This is a genomic window from Psychrobacillus sp. FSL W7-1457, from assembly GCF_038593405.1.
Taxonomy (GTDB): Bacteria; Bacillota; Bacilli; order Bacillales_A; family Planococcaceae; genus Psychrobacillus.
This window is the reverse complement of record NZ_CP151993.1, coordinates 2,827,722-2,846,398: the sequence shown is the minus strand read 5'-3', so window position 1 is coordinate 2,846,398 and position 18,677 is coordinate 2,827,722. Positions and strand designations below refer to the sequence as shown.

General features: G+C 34.6%; 10 protein-coding genes. 9 read left to right on the top strand and 1 reads right to left on the bottom strand.

What is annotated here, in order from left to right; genetic code table 11:
• Positions 1-692 precede the first annotated feature (692 nt).
• The 8 genes from istA (at position 693) to NSQ95_RS13860 (ending at position 16,493) form a co-directional block, all read left to right on the top strand.
• Positions 693-2,240 carry an IS21 family transposase gene (gene istA, locus NSQ95_RS13895; protein ID WP_342560794.1) on the top strand — a complete coding sequence of 516 codons (1,548 nt, stop codon included), beginning with the start codon at positions 693-695 and terminating at the stop codon, positions 2,238-2,240.
• Positions 2,237-2,983 carry an IS21-like element helper ATPase IstB gene (gene istB, locus NSQ95_RS13890; protein WP_342559798.1) on the top strand — a complete coding sequence of 249 codons (747 nt, stop codon included), beginning with the start codon at positions 2,237-2,239 and terminating at the stop codon, positions 2,981-2,983. The genes istA and istB overlap by 4 nt, the downstream gene beginning before the upstream one ends.
• A 282-nt stretch (positions 2,984-3,265) precedes the next feature.
• Complete coding sequence (locus NSQ95_RS13885) at positions 3,266-4,282, top strand: hypothetical protein (RefSeq protein ID WP_342559797.1); 1,017 nt, start codon at positions 3,266-3,268, stop codon at positions 4,280-4,282.
• Between the two features lie 390 nt (positions 4,283-4,672).
• Complete coding sequence (locus NSQ95_RS13880) at positions 4,673-4,885, top strand: hypothetical protein (RefSeq protein WP_342559796.1); 213 nt, start codon at positions 4,673-4,675, stop codon at positions 4,883-4,885.
• Positions 4,886-5,229: 344 nt separating this feature from the next.
• A complete protein-coding gene (dptF, locus tag NSQ95_RS13875; RefSeq protein ID WP_342559795.1) occupies positions 5,230-8,073 on the top strand; it encodes a DNA phosphorothioation-dependent restriction protein DptF in 2,844 nt (947 codons plus the stop codon).
• A 1-nt stretch (position 8,074) separates the two neighbouring features.
• Positions 8,075-9,454: a DNA phosphorothioation-dependent restriction protein DptG gene (dptG, locus tag NSQ95_RS13870; protein ID WP_342559794.1), complete on the top strand. Its 1,380-nt coding sequence runs from the start codon at positions 8,075-8,077 to the stop codon at positions 9,452-9,454.
• Entirely contained in the window at positions 9,435-14,720 is a 5,286-nt protein-coding gene (gene dptH / locus NSQ95_RS13865; protein ID WP_342559793.1) for a DNA phosphorothioation-dependent restriction protein DptH, read from the top strand. The genes dptG and dptH overlap by 20 nt, the downstream gene beginning before the upstream one ends.
• Positions 14,721-14,921: 201 nt before the next feature.
• On the top strand, positions 14,922-16,493 hold the full coding sequence (locus tag NSQ95_RS13860) for an IS1182 family transposase (protein ID WP_342560816.1): 1,572 nt from the start codon (positions 14,922-14,924) through the stop codon (positions 16,491-16,493).
• A gap of 308 nt (positions 16,494-16,801) precedes the next feature.
• Here NSQ95_RS13860 and NSQ95_RS13855 read toward each other — a convergent pair whose 3' ends face one another.
• Positions 16,802-17,080: a GIY-YIG nuclease family protein gene (locus NSQ95_RS13855; RefSeq protein WP_342559792.1), complete on the bottom strand. Its 279-nt coding sequence runs from the start codon at positions 17,078-17,080 to the stop codon at positions 16,802-16,804.
• A 507-nt stretch (positions 17,081-17,587) separates the two neighbouring features.
• Here NSQ95_RS13855 and NSQ95_RS13850 point away from each other — a divergent pair.
• Complete coding sequence (locus NSQ95_RS13850; RefSeq protein WP_342559791.1) at positions 17,588-18,646, top strand: hypothetical protein; 1,059 nt, start codon at positions 17,588-17,590, stop codon at positions 18,644-18,646.
• Positions 18,647-18,677 lie beyond the last annotated feature (31 nt).

The following is an 18,677-nucleotide window of genomic DNA, read 5'->3' as shown; positions in this document are numbered from 1 at the left end:
CCTATTTGCCCGAAATGCCACTCGATGATTCACCGCAAAAAAAATGGAGTATATTTATCGATAGAACAATTAAGGGGACGTATATTAAATAATAATTAAAGTCTAGTTTTATATTAGTTGTTCAAAGGGGACATAATTGAGGTTTACTCCAAAATACGGGCAAAACTATGGGAAATTAGAAAATGACCAATAAAGGCATGTTTTGATTATCTAATTCTAAACATGCCTTTATTCATTAAGATCAAATAATTTAAGGTTATGACTAAACGTTTGTTCGTGAATGTAGAGTTGAATGCCCTAAAAATATGTTTATAATCATTAACATTCATGGTAGTGTATAATTACAAGTGAGGTATATTATGGTAATTTTGATTGGGGAAATGCTAACATTTTAGAAAATAATAAGTTATACCAAGCTCAAATAGATGCGTAACAGGCAGTTAAAAATTATTACGAGCAACTCCCAGAGTTCGAAAACGAGAAGTATTATTTGTCATGCCTACGGGTTCAGATAAAACAGGTTTAGTGTCTATTCTGTCTTTTGCAAACAGTAAAGGAAAAGTACTTGTAAACGCTAAAATAAAATGGACAGTTTCTGCTAAATAACATTGAACACTTTCGCTAATCTAATAGATTTTCAGTAAACTATATATATTCGTTTATTGGGGGTCAGACAAGTGGAGGGAAAATTAGTGCTATATTTAGAAATTCATCAACTAGCCAAAAGAAACTTAACAGTTTCTCAAATTGCAAATCAGTTTAAAGTATCTCGAACGACAGTGTATAAATATTTGGAGATGAGCTTGGAAGAGGCGATACAACAATTTGAAGAAGGTAAAACAAGGAAGAAGAAATTAGATGAACATCTAGATTGGATAGTTGCCTGGTTGGAGGAATATCCACACCTAAGTGCAGCCCAGATTAAAGATTGGTTATTAGAAAAGTTTCCAAGCCTAGAGATTGGAGACAGTACTGTTCGATTATATGTTCAAGAAGTCAGAGAGAAATATCAAATTGAAAAGACGAAACAAACAAGGCAGTATGAGGCAATACAACAACAGCCTATGGGAAAACAGATGCAGGTTGATTGGGGAGAAACAAAGCAGAAAACCGTAAGTAAAAGAGAGATAAAACTTTACTTTATCGCGTTTGTTTTGGCGCATTCGCGCCATAAATACATGAAATGGCAAAATCGACCATTTACAACAAGAGATGCGATTCGCTGCCATGAAAACGCCTTTCACTTTTATGGGGGAATGCCTAACGAAATAGTATACGATCAGGATCATTTACTTTCGGTTAGCGAGAACGCTGGTGATTTAATTCTGACTACCGATTTTCAATCGTATGTGAAAGAACGGAATTTTAGGGTTCATTTATGTCGTAAGGCAGACCCTGAATCAAAAGGAATGATTGAAAATGTCGTTAAATTTATCAAAGGGAACTTCGCAAATAGTCGAGTTTTTAATGATATTGATGACTGGAATGAACGAGCACTTCAATGGCTCGAACGAACTGGGAATCACAATGTGCATAACACAACGAAAAAAAGACCCGATGAAGTGTTTCTCCTCGAAAAGCAACACTTACAACCGGTCTCTAGCTTACTTTCAATAGAAAGTATGAATGAGTCTAGTATAACAAGAAATGTAATGAAGGACAACACAATCAGATTTGAGTCTAATCGATACTCCGTACCGATAGGTACTTACAAAACAAAAGGAAATAATCAGGTGTTCCTTGAAATAAAAGGCTCAAACAATCAGCAGCTGGTTATCAGGAGTAGTAAGAATCGTGAAGTCATTGCCAAACATACAATTAGCAAGGAGAAAGGTATTCTTATTAAGAATAGAAATCATGGTAGGGATCGATCTAAAGGCATCGAGGCATTAAAAAATGGGCTTTTATCTGCATTTGACGATGAAGAAAAAGCGAAGGTTTACATAGAGAAAGTGCTCGAGAAATACCCACGTTATCGTCGAGATCATTTAGAAATTTTCCGTTCGGTATCAATAACTGATTCAACTTGGTTTGATAAGGCGCTGGAGAAATGCATCCATGAAAACTTGTATAGTGCGAACGATTTTAAAGACGTTGTGCTTTACCTAAAAAAACAATCTCAACAGGAACCATTAGTTTCCTTAGAACAGGAGAAACGGCCGATTCATAAAGTAGATATACCAGTTGGAACACGCCCTTTAAGTACGTACACAAGCATTTTAGGAGGCGAACTTTCATGAATCATACGGTAAAAGAAATTCAGAGCCAATTCAAACTATTGCGCTTAGCCGAAACAGCTGAGGAGCTTCCACAGCTCCTTCGCGAAGCTGAGAAATCGTCATGGACCTATTTAGAATTCCTAGAGGCCATTACCCATTTTGAATTAAAGAAAAGAGAAGCTAAGAGTGTGGAAAGACGGTTGAAATGGGCACGGTTCCCTTATCAGAAAACTCTGTTGGAATTTAGTATTGAAGCACAAAATTCTTTAAGTGAACGCCAACTTACTCAACTACAAGAAATAAATTGGCTGGAGCAACAGTATAATTTGATCTTATTAGGTCCTCCAGGAGTGGGAAAAACTCACTTAGCCGTAGGCTTAGGCATCGAGGCAATTAACAAAGGTTATCAAGTTTACTTTGTGACAATGGGAGAATTAATTCAATTACTGAAAACGGAGGAATTTACGCATAAATCACAGGTACAGATGAAACGATTAAGAGCTTCTGATTTAATAATTATTGATGATTTGATGTATATGGCGATGGATCAACGTGAGGCCAATCTGTTCTTCCAAATGATCAATCATCTTTATGAACAAAGTTCAATTATCTTAACTTCTAATAAGAGTCCAGATCAATGGGGAGAATTAATGGGAGATGAAGGAATTACTACGGCTATTTTAGATCGCCTTTTACATCGTGTGGAGGTAATACACATGAATGGAGACAGTTATCGGATGAAAAACCGACAGAGTTTGTTTTAAGCAAAAGTGTTCACTCTAAATTAGCAAAAAGTGTTCAATTCTACTTGACGGTTACAGTACTATTAATTACCTCGGGAAAAGTGATTAGAAGAACAGTTTTTGATGAATTTGATATAGTATTTAATCCAAAAGTTTTTTTGTATAAACATAATGTTGTATTAAAGTCGGTAAGAAAAAGATGTTCCAATCTTTAATTTAAAGTCTATAAATACTATTATATACATGAATCATTGGGGATACGATGATATTTAATAGTAAGGAGCAGAAAGGTGGAGCGAGTTCATGGGGATGGATGATACAATTTATATTATGCCTGATGAAATTGAGATAATTGATAGCAAGGATTATAGTACGGAAGTAGTTGAACATTTTTTTGCTATTCCAGAAGTTGCTAAGCCATTATTGCAAAATGCAAAGGTTGCCTTTACAAATATTGAAAAGATGCTTTATTCAACACCTGCCGTTCTAAATGTTCTAAAAGCAAGTGTTCGAGTGGAAACATTTCAAGCGGTTTTTACCAATGAGCAAAAATCAAAGCTAGCTAATGGTACTTTAAAATTGATGACCAAAAAAGATGGAACATTGATGGCGAACCTTGTAAACCCAGAAACTAAAAAAATAGTATCTTCGATTTCACTTAAAAGTGTAAAAAATACACCAGAAATATCTCAAGCTATGACGAGTTTTGCAACTCAAATGCAGATGGCACAGATAGCAGAACAGATTCAACTTATTCAGGTTGCTGTTGAAGAAGTTCGGCAAGGACTAGAGTATGATCGATTAGCTACAGCGTACAGTTGCCAGCAGAAATTATTACAAGCAATGTCAATGAAAACACCGGAACTGAAAACGATGGCTTTACTCCGGGTTGCATCCGATGCGGAAGATAGCAGAAATCTTTTAATGCTCAGTCAAAATGCTAATTTGACATTTATTAAGAATCAGCCCGAATCTTTCTGGGGAAAACTCGTCTCCGCAGCTCCGCCGGAAAAAGTCAACGCAAGAATGGGCGAAATTCGAGAAAGCTTATGTGCAGTTAACATGGTTTCTCTTGCAGAAGCAATTGCATATCAGGAATTGGGTGAAAATGAAGCGGCAAAACAAAGCCTGCAATATTATGCTGATTACATTCAAAAAACATATCTTGAGACGGACGGTTTAGTGGAGCGTTTAGATTTGATTGATTCATCTCCTGAAAATTATTGGTCCCAAAAATTACCCTATATAAAAGAGAAAATACAAGCGTTACCGAGCAGTGCTGAGTACAAGCTTTTAGGAGGCGAAAAAGGTGGAGAGTAAAAAGTGTAGCAATAAGAACTGCCAGAGATCTCTGCCAGTTGGGTATAAACATAAGCAATGTGAAAATTGTAGAAATAAACGTGTAAAACGTGTTGGTGATGTTGGAAAAGGGGTATTAGGTGTAGGGCTTTTAATTGGAAGTACTGTACTCACAATAGTGGCAAAAAGGAAAATTTAATCTTAAAAAGTAATGGTAATCTTAATGGGAATGGAGATATTACTTGAAGCAAATTAGTATACATGGTGTTGACTACAGTGTTTACGGGGCCAATGAAAGTGCCACCAATCCAAATCCTCACATAGTAGAGGTGTTCATAGATAACATTCCAGAGGGCAAACAGCGTGGTTTATTACTTGAGTATCTAAGATAAAATGGTGTTGATCCAATTAATGGAGCGACGTTGGTGCATAAATAAGGTTCTTAAACTTGGTGTGAATATTGATAAGGATTTAAATAGTAAAAAGCCTGAGCAGAAATATTTACCTATAACAGAAGAAAAGATTGAGGAACAACATATGCTTGTACAAGCTAGTTCTAATTATGGTAAAGAAGGTCTGATAATACATGAAGTGTTGAACGCTTTTCCTTTACATAATGAATAAAAACTGATAGTTTTCTATTATGTCTTTTAGGCATTAGAGCTGCCTACAATTTATAAAACCGCCTAATCAATTCGATTTTGGCGGTTTTATTATGTACACGTTCATTATCTTTAAGCAAAGAACTCTTATTAGTTCTGATGATTAATACAGATGAGTCTAATTGTTATGTTATATCCACATTAAGGTAATTAAGTGAACTTAATTCATTTAAAATGTGAAAAATTATTAGTAGTAACTGGGACATTTATAATATTAAATGGTCCTGATTAGTTATTTAGGGTAAAATTAATATAAACTATCTAAGTAAATAGTTTCGTTAATATATGGAAACCTTGGAGGTACATATGCAAAATTGGAATTTTATTATTAAACAGCTTAATTTGCCAGAAACTATGTATGGCTTTAATAATTTAATGAATTTAATCGGTGATAGTAATTCTACGGTTGTTTTATGCTTAGAGGATCTAACAACTAAAATTGAAGTTCTCCTATTTGAAGCAATTGACTTTAACAAGTCTGATAATTTGATAATGTTAAATGACTTTAGGGATTTTTCACATACAAAGCGGTGGGAAATTCTATTTGAATATGATGCGATAACTTATGCAGTATATAAACAAGTAAGAGATTTAATAATAGTATTTGACCGGCAGACAACGATTACTACTAGAACTTTAGTCATAGCCATCAATCGTTTAAAATACGTTATAGATGCAATAGCTGATAAGAAGCTCTTCAAAACATCAAATTCAATGGAGGAGCTATCAACAGAAGCCATACCTACTACAAATAGTCATAAGGATAGCTATTATTTGTTTCCATCTTTAGAAGATATACCTCTACCCATAAAAATGAATACAAGAGTATTAGAAAGCTTCTGGGATATATTCATCGTTCACTTTGATTTAGATAATCAGAAGTTTAGATATGATTTGATTAAAACAATGGTTAAGTATAATCCTGATGGAGCTTTAAAGAAAATGAATATCTTATTTAGATTTTTAGGGGTTGCCCGCTTAAATTATTTAGCAGAGTCAAAATCTATGGTTATAGTAGAGCCATTTGGTACACCAGAAAGGCTTGCCCATTTGTCCACGGAGTCAATGTGGGAAAAGATATATAACGATTATGGTTTACCCCTAGACGAGTATGAAATGGCTAAAAATATTTCTAAGGTTTTGAAGCATGCACAGGTCCCTAAAAATATTGTAGCAGACGTATTTGCTACTTTTGAACAGCTTGTTACAAAGTTGTTTTTTGTAGTAAAAGAGCAACAAGGCAAAAAGAAAACATCTCATTCAGTGAGACCAGTGGTAAGCAAAAAGGATATGCGACTGCCTGAAGTGTCAAAAGCTGTGCAAGAGATAGAGGAAAGAAGAGAGAGAGTTATATTGAGTACTACAAGTAACGCAGAGATTGCTGCGTCTGTTCATACACCAGATAAAATGGAAGAGAGAGTAGTAGAAATCTCATCTGCTACTAATCAAACAGATGATTCTAAGAAACAGCCAAGCAAATATGGATCCCTATTCCTTCAAAAAATTAAAGGCCTACAAAAGTCTTCTAATGAAACGGTTGTAAATGCAAATGAACTAGGCAGTTTCCAGAGTTATATGCATGTGGAAAGAAAAATAGAGAGGGATACTGTAGCAAAGCTAGAGGAAATGCAAGCATCTAGTAATCCCCAGTTACTTTTACTACTAGGAAGTGTGGGGGATGGGAAAAGTCATCTCTTGGCTTATCTAAAGGATACAAAACCAAATCTATTCAACAATGTCTATATTCATAATGATGCTACGGAGTCCTATGAAAGAACGAAGCCTGCTGAGGCAACGCTGGAGCGCATTCTATCTCCATTTGAGGATGGCTTTGTACCAAAACAGCATATTGTAGTGGCTATAAACTATGGAAAACTACACAACTTTTATTTGTTACAAAAAGAAAAGGGGCAATTCCAATTATTCACCAGCTACATTGATTCCTTAAATATTTTTAATAAGACTAAAAGCGATAAAAAGACCGATGCATTTGAAAGCTTTCACACGGTGGATTTCTCCAAGGAAAAATACTATAGCATCAGTGAAAAGGGAGTATATTCATCCTTCTTTTCAAAGATACTTGAAAAAATTACAGCACCTGAGGGTGTTAATGAAATATATCAAGCATGGCTACAGGACAAATCAAATAACAAATGGACAATGGCTCATGAGAATTACTTATTACTGATGAATGAACAAGTTAGAAAAAGAATAGTAGAGAAGATTATACATGTCATTATAAGAAATAAGATGATTGTCTCTACGAGAGAGTTTTATAACTTTATTGTAGATTTGATAGTACCCTCCGAGATATTGTTAAATCCACAAAGTACTGCTTTTTCGTTGGAAAACTCTTTACCAAATTTACTGTTCAATCATCCAGAAAGATCAGCTATTTTATTTGGATTAAATGAGTTAGATCCCGTTTTCATTAAAAATAGCTTAAATGATGAATTGATTGCTAGTATATTCATGCAGCCAGATCTATCCACATATTTAACTAGTGTAATAGGTGTAGACGGTAATATTCCTTTTGATAGTTATTGGCAGAACGCTATTTCACTAAATGAGCATTTAGAAGTAGCGCGCTTTGTCATTCGTTTAAAAGAATTATTAAATGAAAACAACGAGCAATCAGATTTTAGCCACTTTGTAAAGTACTTGTATGCCTTTTATAAAGGTACTGGAGAAGTCATCGAGGAGGTATTCCCACTACTTGAAAAGGTAGTTTACCAATGGAAGGGATCCCCACGGGATTCATATGCGTACATTACGAATAATTTGAAAAAGGAATTTAGAATGGCAATCCCTATGAACTTAGAGAGCACATTAGATATGGATCTATATGGTAGTGTCGAGGAGGGTGACCTACATGCTTCTAACCACTATATCACTCTAGGCTTCAATGATATTAACTTTGATTTAGATTTAAAGCTTTTTGAAATTTTAAGACAGGTAAGCAATGGTCATAGACCTAACCTACACGAGGTAGGACAAGCCATACAATTTGAAGATTTCTATAATAAGCTTATTAAATATTTTGAGGATAAAGAAAAGAAATTGCTCCTAGTACATGTACCGACGAATGAGTATTATGAAATTTCTAAGCCCAAGTTTTCAAAAGCAAAATTCGATGTAAAGAAGGTATAGCATGATTTTCCAATTAGATTATCAAAGAATTAGAGACTTTGTGGAAAAGAACGGAGTATATACGTATCGTCGTCGAGAAAATACGTTTGTGCTACCTCTCCCTACACGTAAGCCAGAGCGCGCTAAGTTTGAAAATGGTTATGCAGCCATTGTTGGAGCGACGATGCGCGTACTAGATGGTGAAAGCATAGAATACGAGAAAAATGAAAACTCTATTGATGGAATCTTAGGAGAGGGGAAATTTGATTCTGATGAAACAATGGAAGTATTTAAGCTGTTTATTGAAAATGAGCTAGAGGATATAGAAAATTCTACAATTACCAGAGTAGAACATTTTAAAAATATCCCTTTTATTAATCATAAGGATGAAAAAAAGGGCGAGATAGGCTATTTTAATTTCTTCTATGATTTATTTATTAGAGATTACGAGAATGAATTCAACTCATTGTTTAGTGAATTAAAAACCGAGGATTTATTAAGTGAGATTATACGTATTTCAGGACAGGCAGACAATAAGCCATTAACTAAGAGAAAATATAAAATGCTTTTTCCAGGCTTGCAGCAGCAATTTTTAAATGATGTGAAGACTCTCTCGACAAATCCAGCTTTTTTAATCCAGCATTTTGCGGATATCGCTTTGCATTATACATTTATTGCGATGTCCCAAATTGTCATCCAAACCAATAAATTAACATCAGCTCAAACAGATAAGCTGCATCGCATTGTATTCTTGAATATGAGCGAAACAGCGTCTAAGAGACGGGATTTTTATAATGAGGGTCTACGCTTCCTACGTGAAGAGATAAGAAGCTTCTTTGCCCATGAGCATACGCTAAATATATTAGGTAACAATACCTTCACTCAAGAGAGCAATTGGTTTTATAAGGACTACGCAGACTATTTCCAAAAACAATCACCAGCTGCGCAAGAAGAATTTATTAAGTCTATTTATTATTGGATAAATGAAGAGTATAAGCTATATTTCCCGTTAACTGAAAGAATTCCTTATGAGGACCAGGACTTGCAGCAAGCATTTAAGGATTTATATGACACGCTACGTAGAAATGTTAAAGAGGAGATTAATTCTCGTTATAGTGTGGCCTTTGAGACTATTGCAACACGCTTCTATCGTAAATCAGGTGGATCATTAGGTAATATACTAGCATTAAATATGAACCAGCTCATTTCCCTAATAGCTGTAGCAGTAGGGCCTCGTGGGAGTCAATTAGAATTAAACAAGCTTTGGATAGAATTAGAAAATCGTGGTGTCTTCTTTGATAAATATTCGAAAGAAGAGGTAGTAAAAATTCTAGATAATTTAAATTACCTAGATAAAAAAAGTGATAGTGGGGATGCTCAATATGTCAAAGCCATTTTATAATCATATAGCAAATCAGCTATCCGATTATTTCGCAAAGGAAGTAAAGCAAGGAATAGTGAATCGATATTTTCTTTCACTTCCTTCTGAGATATATGTAAAGGAAATTATAGATGCACTTAAGGATTTACCAACGGCAAGTGAATTTACCTACACGATACCTGGTGCCAGTGAGGCCTATACAGCAGATTCATTGAATTATGGAAATCATAAATATGTACTAGCTACTACTCTAGATGAAACACATATAGACTTTTTAGTTACACTACGAAATCTTATGAGTGAGCAAAAAGGGGAGTGGAAGAATACATCCCTAGTAATAATCTCAGATAATCTGTTAGATTCTATTCAAGGTGGTAGTAAGGATCTTACCTCTGAGGGGATGCCACTGCATGCAAGTCAAATAGTCAACAACTTGGAAGAGTATATCAAGGAAAGTGCATTGGTAGGGCAGGACAAGGAAATTCTCTTGCATTATCTTGCAGAGACAGAGGAGCTACATTATTCAGAGCAGCCGTCGTTTTTAGACTTTGAAGAGATCTTGAACTGGGCAAATGGACAGCAAATCCAGGAGGAAGATTATAAGTCACTGGGTTATTTTAAGGACTCCTTGCTTAATTCGATAATCGAATCCAGGGATCAAGAAGCTGTTGACAGTAATAAATATAACAAGCTACAAAAAGAAATTGATAAACGCCTAACCCACAACACAGAATTATTCGATGAGGTTTCCCGTCTAAGAGAATTAGGTAATGGAGAAGATCGTTTAGTGGATCTTTTTGATGACTTTGGTAAGAAGCTCTATAAGGATGAGGACGGAATTGATTTAGTAGATGTTTTAAAGGCGAAGGATAAAGTTGCCGAACGTAAGGATATCTATTTGAAAGCAGATGAAATAACTGTCCTTCGAAAGAAGTCTAATGAGAAGATAAAATCATTTTGGCAAAAAAACTCTAAAAAGCGTACTTATGAGGTAATCATATTTCACCCGGATTATGAGCCGTCTGAAATTATCGAAGTCAAACTACCCTTTAGTCGACATACAAGTGAGAACTATATTTTAAAGCGCTCCGCTAATTTTGTTGCTGCAAAGGGACACTCATTAATAGCTAATATTGAATTAAGTGATGAGTATAGTTCCTTTAAAAATATTTCCTATAGACATGAAAATATGTCTTCTAGTGCGTTCACTATCCGCATTTTAATCATTAAGGAATCGGAGGAATGGTTAAAGCGTTATGAGCTTTCATACGGATTAACTTCTTCGGGACGACTATTATTAAATTTATCGGATGAAAATCTTATTTTTGGAGACGGATCTGTTCAAGCCGTTGTACAAAATGAAAATGAAATAGTTAGGGTAGAGGATGCAGGAGTCGAGGTGTCCTTTGAGTTAGGGTTATTAGATGAGGATACAAGCTCCATACAATTTGATATTGTTCATAATAAATGTAGATTACCAATTGTTGTGAGTGACGAGGTATTTAAGACGAAGGACATTTCTTCTCAGAAGATTTGGCTACGTAAGGTCAATCTTAAAGAAACATTTATTATTTCAGATGATGGAAAAAAGATTAATATTGGTCAGCAACCATATAAGCTATCTAACGAAGAGTCTCTCTTTTACTTACTGGAGCAACAGTGGCTAGATGAGGGAGTAAGGATTGCAGAGTATAATATCCAAAGCTTAATAGCTAAACCGTTGGATTTGCCTGAGGGAGTAGAAAAAGCTTATGATTCTTTCTTAAATGCATTGAAGAGTAAAAAATCGATTCCCACGCTTATTTACTATGACGAGACAATACGTAATGCAGCTAAAGAGTATATTGAAGAATTCGTCTCTGCTATTAATGAAATTAGAGATAACGATTATTTGTCCAACGTACAGAAAAATCTATTATATTTAGGGTCTATGCAATTTAATGACAAACTCTATATGACGCCGTTCTCACCTTTAAATGTTGCATATCAGCTGCAAATTATAGAAGAGGTGGAAGGACAAGTCATAGATGAAAATATATTAAAACGTTTAAAGCCGGCATTTATTATTCCTTATTTAGTAAGCCCGATTGATGATAATTACTTAAAGCCCGATTCTCTAAATAATATGTCTGAATGGCACTGCTTTCAGCCTCAAAAAGAGGTTCAAATAGGTGAAACAAATGCCTATTTGGCTAATTTGATACGTGAAAAGCTAAAACAATTTATTACCTATTATGATTATTTGTTTACGATTAGTAACAAGCCAAAAATGCATATTAACATTATCAATTTAACGAATGACAAAGAGATATTAAAAGGGATTTTAAAATGGTTTAAGGACCGTATCACCCAAACAGGAACACTTTCCAACATGTTTGACCTAGAGGTAACTAGCTATGAATCAAGCTTAAATACGACAAGTGCCTTTGAGCTTTTTAATACACTAAGCACTCCTGCTGAGGTTAAAGAAATCTTTGATATAGATTGTTCCACTAAACAATTTGATGCAGAGGATGTTTTATTAGAAATTCAAAAGCATTTAAGCTTCTATAAGGCTCCTATCCAAGAGGAACCGCGTTACAGCCATTTAACCTTCTATAAGATGCAAAATAAGGAGCAGATGTCTAAGCAAATCATTCAAAATGCACCAAATGCGATGAACTTAGATGGACTTTTTGTTTCCACAGTTTCTCAAAGAACTGAAAACGGTGGATACCGTGTAGGCTTTGGGGTAGGATTGTCAAATACAAAACGCTCCCTTTTAACGCAGTTTGCATCAGCTATTAATGAGCTAAGTGCGAACAATAAAAATTATGGTAAAGATCCATATAAAAAGAATAATGTCATTTCCCTTCATATCGATGAAGACGATGAAAGCTATTTAAAATTGCTTTACAATAATTCGATTTGGTTAACATTCATCGACCCAGCAGTGGATTTACGTTATTTCCAGGATAGCTCTGATAATCTTGTCATTGTTCATTACTCAGACCAGCTATCCTCTAGCAGCAAATATGATGCAATTACGATCACTGACAAGTCTAGACAATATTTCAATGTAATTGATGGGTTCCTTCAATCCCAAGGTGTAAAAGTACCGGATGAGAATATTGATCATATTATCAAGTCATTTAATACATTTAATGGGGAATGGTTACTGAGAGCCGTCCAAAACCAAGGTCATGATAAAAGAGAAAAAATGAGCATTGTCGCTGCTATTAAGCATGCATTACTTTACTTGAATTCTAGCAATATTTTATGGGTTCCAATTTCAATGGAAGAGATAGTTCGTGTGGCAGGAAACATTCGATTGAGTCGTAAGGACGGTATCTTCTCTGGGAAGACAATTGGTAGAACAGGGAACTGCAGTGATGACCTACTTTTGTTAGGGCTGGAAAATGAGCAAGGCCAATTAAAGCTGCATTTCTATCCTGTAGAAGTGAAAATAGGCTTTAACAATTCGGATGTTATTGAAAAGGGTATTAAACAGGTAAAAGAATTAAATGAGCGATTGAAAGATAACTTAATCAATGATACTTCTTTTGATGCAAAGTTTTTAAGGAACTTTTTTGCCCGTATGTTAATTATAAATGCCAATAAAATGAGAGAAAATGATTTCTGGCCAGAACAATCCTATGACATCTCAGAGGAAGTATTGGAGAAATTACTAAATGATGAGTTTGTGATAAGCGATGGGTTAGTTGCAGAACATGGAGTAGGAGCAATTATCTCCTTTAAAAAACATTTAGTAAAAGAAACAAAGAATCGTGAAAACATGGTATTAATCTACGAAATACCTGAGGATACTGCATATCGATCTCTAGGAGTTAGAATGGAGCAGCTAAAAGCGAAGGACTTTAGTGTGGTGGAATCTGTAGAGGTAGTGCCTAAGGAAGAAAAAGAGATAATACCACTTCCTTCAACTATAGATACTGCGGAAGACGACGTGTTAGAAGATGAAGTGATACCTGTTGCAGATGATACCTCAGAAGAGAATGAAGTGATTGTTCCTCGAGTAGAGGAAAATCCAAATGGAGAAGAGAAATCGGATATTCCATATCAAAATGAAAATAACGATAATAATATTGCTGCTGACCCGCCTACTGTATACGATCCAGGGAATATAATTCCTATGGATCAACCGGATGAGGATGATCAGGTACCAGTATTGCCATTGACTCCTCCGTCAGTTCAACCTACAAGCAATCAGCCGCTATTTGGTTATAATGCAAGTCAACCGGTCTATTGGGAATACAGTTCAACCCTGCTCTCGAATCGTCATTTAGTTATTGGTGGTAGATCAGGACAGGGGAAGACATACTTTGTTCAATCAGTATTGAAGCAGCTTGTAGAAAATGGTCAGTCTGCTTTAATCGTCGATTTTTCTAGTAGCTATACGAAAAGTCAGCTTAACTCAAACTTCCTAGACCTGTTAGGTGACCGACTAGAAGAACGAATTGTTTATTATGAAGGCTTCCCTATCAATCCATTCCGTCGTCGAGAAAAAATAATTGCTGGAAAATCGTTCTTAGAGAAAGAGTCTGATACAGCTTCTAGAATTCGTAATGTATTTGCCTCCGTTTATAAACAATTTGGTGATCAGCAACAAAGTGCCATCTATCGTGCGGCAAAAAAATGTATTGAAATGTATGGGGAAAAAGCAAATATGCAATTAATGCTAGAAGTACTGCAGGATTTACCAGATACGACCACCGCAGTTGCTGCCTCTATCGTTAGTAAGCTAAGTGTATTTGTAGATATCGATCCATTCGACTATGACAATGAATTCACATGGGATGATTATTTCACCGCAGATGGTAAAGTGTTTGTCATTCAATTTGAGGGATTCGATCAAGATGATATTAAGAAGCTTATGACCGAATTTATACTATGGGATTTGTTCTCCTATGCTCAAGGTGGTAATGTCAGTAAGCCTTTACCAATCATTTTAGATGAGGCGCAGAATCTAGATTTCGGAAGTAACTCTCCTTCAGAAAAAATATTGCGTGAGGGACGTAAATTCGGCTTATCTGCCTGGTTTGCTACTCAAACGTTCAGCAACTTTTCAATAGCAGAGCGAACAGTTTTAGAAAATGCAGCCACTTCTATTTTCTTTAAACCAGCAGAAAGTGAGCTAAGCCTGGTAGGTAAGAAAATGAATATCCATAACCTAGATGAATTACGTTTCTTACAAAAGGGTGAATGTATTATTCAAGGTCAATTCATGGAGAATGGTCATTTAAGTGAACCGAAATCTGTTAAGGTTAAAGTTCCTGAAATTAAATGATTTGAAGTAAACATTAATATTAATACAGTTTAATAATAAAAAGGAAAGAGGCTGGGACAAAACTAACCTCAAAAATAGGATAGCTGCTGGCATTTTACGAAAGTAAAATATCAGCAGCTATTTTTTTGCATGAAAAAAGGACAACTTCTGTTAAAATTTAAGTATCCTACTACTAAATTTCAAACGAAAGAAGTGTCCTTTATGTTTAAAAATTATAACATGAATCAATTAATATTACCTCTAGATTTAGAAATGAAATTACAAGAAAATGATATTGCCTTCCATATCCATCGTCTAGTCGAAAGTATTCCTGCAGAAGCTTTCGCTCCTTTTCAAAAAGAAACAGGTTGTCCAGCCTATCACCCACGGATGATGTTGAAAATTATTTTGTGTGGTTATACTCAATCAGTCTTTTCAGGTCGAAGAATCGAAGATTTAACAAAAGACAGTGTCCGCATGATGTGGCTAGCTCAAGGATATGAACCTAGTTACCGTACCATTAACCGTTTTCGTATTCAGCCACAAATGAAGGAATTACTGCGCCAATGCTTTGTACAATTTCGTTGTAGGCTTGTTGAGGAGAAGCTGATTGACCAACAAGCGATTTTTATTGATGGCACAAAGCTTGAAGTAAACGCAAATAAATTCACATTCGTTTGGAAAAAGTCGATTGAAAAGCATCACGCCAACTTAGTCGAAAAATCGAATCAAGTATATGAACAACTACTCGAAGAACAGGTTATACCAGCAATTGAGCGTGAAAGCATGGAACAGCTTTCTGTAAAAGAACTTGGAGAAGTTGCAGTAACACTTGAGGATGTAGTCGATGACTACACTACAAAAATTACTACCTCTGATGATGTCATTGAACGAAAACGACTTCGAGCTGAACGTAAAACACCAAAGCAATTATTGAAACAAGTAGATGATTGGATGAAACGCAAACAAAAGTATGAACAAGATTTAGAGATACTGGGTACACGAAATAGCTATTCTAAAACTGATCAAGACGCCACATTCATGCGCATGAAAGATGACTATATGCAGAATGGACAATTGAAGGCTGGATATAATATACAAATAGCAACAGAAAACCAGTTTACTTTAGCTTATGATGTATTCCCTAATCCAACTGATACAAAAACACTTTCACCTTTTTTAGATGTAATTGAAGATCAATATTTTAAATTACCAAAGCATATCGTAGCAGATGCCGGATACGGCAGTGAACCCAATTATGAGGATATTATATCTAAGAGAAAACGTACGCCCTTAATTACATACGGTATGTATCGAAAAGAACAGCAGAAAAAATATAAGGTTGATCCTTTTAAAACGAGTAATTGGTCTTATGATGAAGAAGCCGATACGTATACATGTCCAAACAATCAAACGTTATCATTCCTTCACCATTCAACACGTAAAGATTCTACTGGGTTCGTGCGCCACTTTAAAGTGTATGAATGTGAAGAGTGTACAGATTGTCCGTTTCGTAGTTTGTGTACGAAAGCAGGTGAAGGAACGAATCGTAAACTCGCAGTAAATACGAAATGGGAACAACAAAAAGCATATGTACAACAAAAGCTTTCAGAAGAAAAAACAGCAGCTATCTATCGTCAACGTAAAACTGACGTGGAGCCAGTTTTTGGATTTCTGAAAGCTAATTTAGGTTTTACACGATTTTCTGTTCGTGGAAAAACCAAAGTGAAAAATGAAATCGGCCTCGCATTAATGGCCACAAACTTAAGGAAATATTCATTAAGAGGGCTGTAAGCCCTCTACTTTCTATAAGAATTAGAAAAGGGCGAGTCGTATTTGACGACTCACCCTTTAAAACTAGCTTAGAACCTATTTATGTCCCAGCCTCTTTAAGTTTAGAATCTTTTCTATATCGTTAATGCACATTACTCATTGTATTTTGCTGAGAGTGGATCTAACGTCGCCAAAAACTTTATATGTTCAAATAGTTGAAAACTTTAGAATCCCTTCTGCTTTTACTTTTGTACAGTCCAAAAGTAATGATTGAAAAAGAATAAAATATATTACAGGTATTTACTATCATTATAAGATTACTAATAAATTCATCCATTTCTGCTCGATCTGATTCTGATATAGAAGGCATAGGGGGTAATATTTCCGATCAAAACTTCATAACGATTAGTAACCTTGGCTTTTTCATGTAGTTTATTTTCAATGTACTTAATGTGCGCTTTGTTTAAGTTATCGTCTTTGCTAATAAATACAATCACTTCATTCCAAAAGTCTTTTTCACGTAAATGACTTTGTAAGCGCGTATATACTTCCTCAGCTTCACCAATGTAAATTGCTTCTTTATCATCATCTTTACGACCAAATAACATTATAAACACCTGTAGAATTCAGGTTTGGTCTATCAGCACATTTGTATTACTTTTAAATGCATTCTGACATTACTTACTCCCTGGTAACTTACATACCCATAACAAATCGTCATACTTAGTAAAACTAGAAATGGGCTTTTGCTTCAATTGTGAAAGTTCGTTTAAATATTGAATTAGCCTTTTTGGCATCTCGTTTATAGGAACGACACTCATTTAACTCACCTCATGTCAAAAGTAGTATACACTCGAATAATGTATGCCTGTGTCGAATATTTTAACACACAATTTATAGAGGTTGGGATAATTACGATGAAATAGAAAGCCTAAATTACATCAACTTAAATTAGCTAGGATTTAAGTAATTCAAATATTTATAATTTATGCCGATATGTATAGAGGATTGGATTTATTTGTTCATTAAACATATTAATAGTCATGTTATTGTTTGATAGGCTTTAAATTGTAAAGGACTTGTAATCTAAAATAACTGAGAACGGTGCTGCGACTATGAATATTACATTAGAAGAATACGAACAATTAAAAAAGAAAAATGAAGAACTAGTGAGTAAGATGAAAAGGCTTACAAAAATGCTAAAAAGCTCTGTAATGAAGAAAGATATGGAATATTTATTAAATATATTGATTCCGGATGTTAATGAGGATTCAAGTTTACCTTATGATGTTTTTTTTGAAATAAATGGTCGGTGTTTAGAATTTGGAGAATTATTAAAAATTGTAGCTTTATTAGTAAAAACTAATAGGTGTGATTTAGCATTCTATATTAGTCGAAAATATACCTCAGAAGATAACATAAAGTCTACGGTATTAAGCGAAGAAACAATAGAGGACTTTCAACTGGCGCTGAATAGATTAGTCAAAGAAATAGTAGGACAAAAAAATATAGAAGAAATTCATCTGTTGATTTTATTTGAAATTTTATCATATAAAGATAATCATGAATTTTTAACTGAATTTGAGATAATGTTTGATAGGTATATAGATGAATTAATAACTGCTTGTTCTATAACTAGAAATGATTACTGGCTTGTAAAATTACTATTTGTTATTTGGAATAATGCACATAATACGGTTCTAAAAAAGTACTTCGACTATTTGTATGATCGTAGGTTATTAATAAATAGAATGATTACAGAAAGTAATATGAATTTATGGGGAATGTTAGCTGACTATTCTGGTTATGAATTGTCTGTAAAGAAATCTCAATCTAAAAAACATTCTAGGGTTGAAGTCCCAAAAATAATACCACTAACCAAAAAAAATGATGAAATTTCAAATTCGAATAAACAAAATACGGAAAATTGGAAAAACCTTAGCGATTTAAGAACATTTGGTTATGAAGTAACTAATAAAACAGATGAGGAAAGAAGAAATGCGTTAAATAATGCTTTAATGAATATTCATCCTTCAAGAGTTATCTCACATATTAGTTGGCTTCTGAAAAATTCGTATAAGAAAGATGGTATTGTAGGAGATTTTAGCAAATCTATCAAGGCATATGAAACGGATTTGCAATACTTAGAAGGAATAATTAATCGAAACATTTAATTAACAAACTAAAGACTTGTAAATTGGTTCT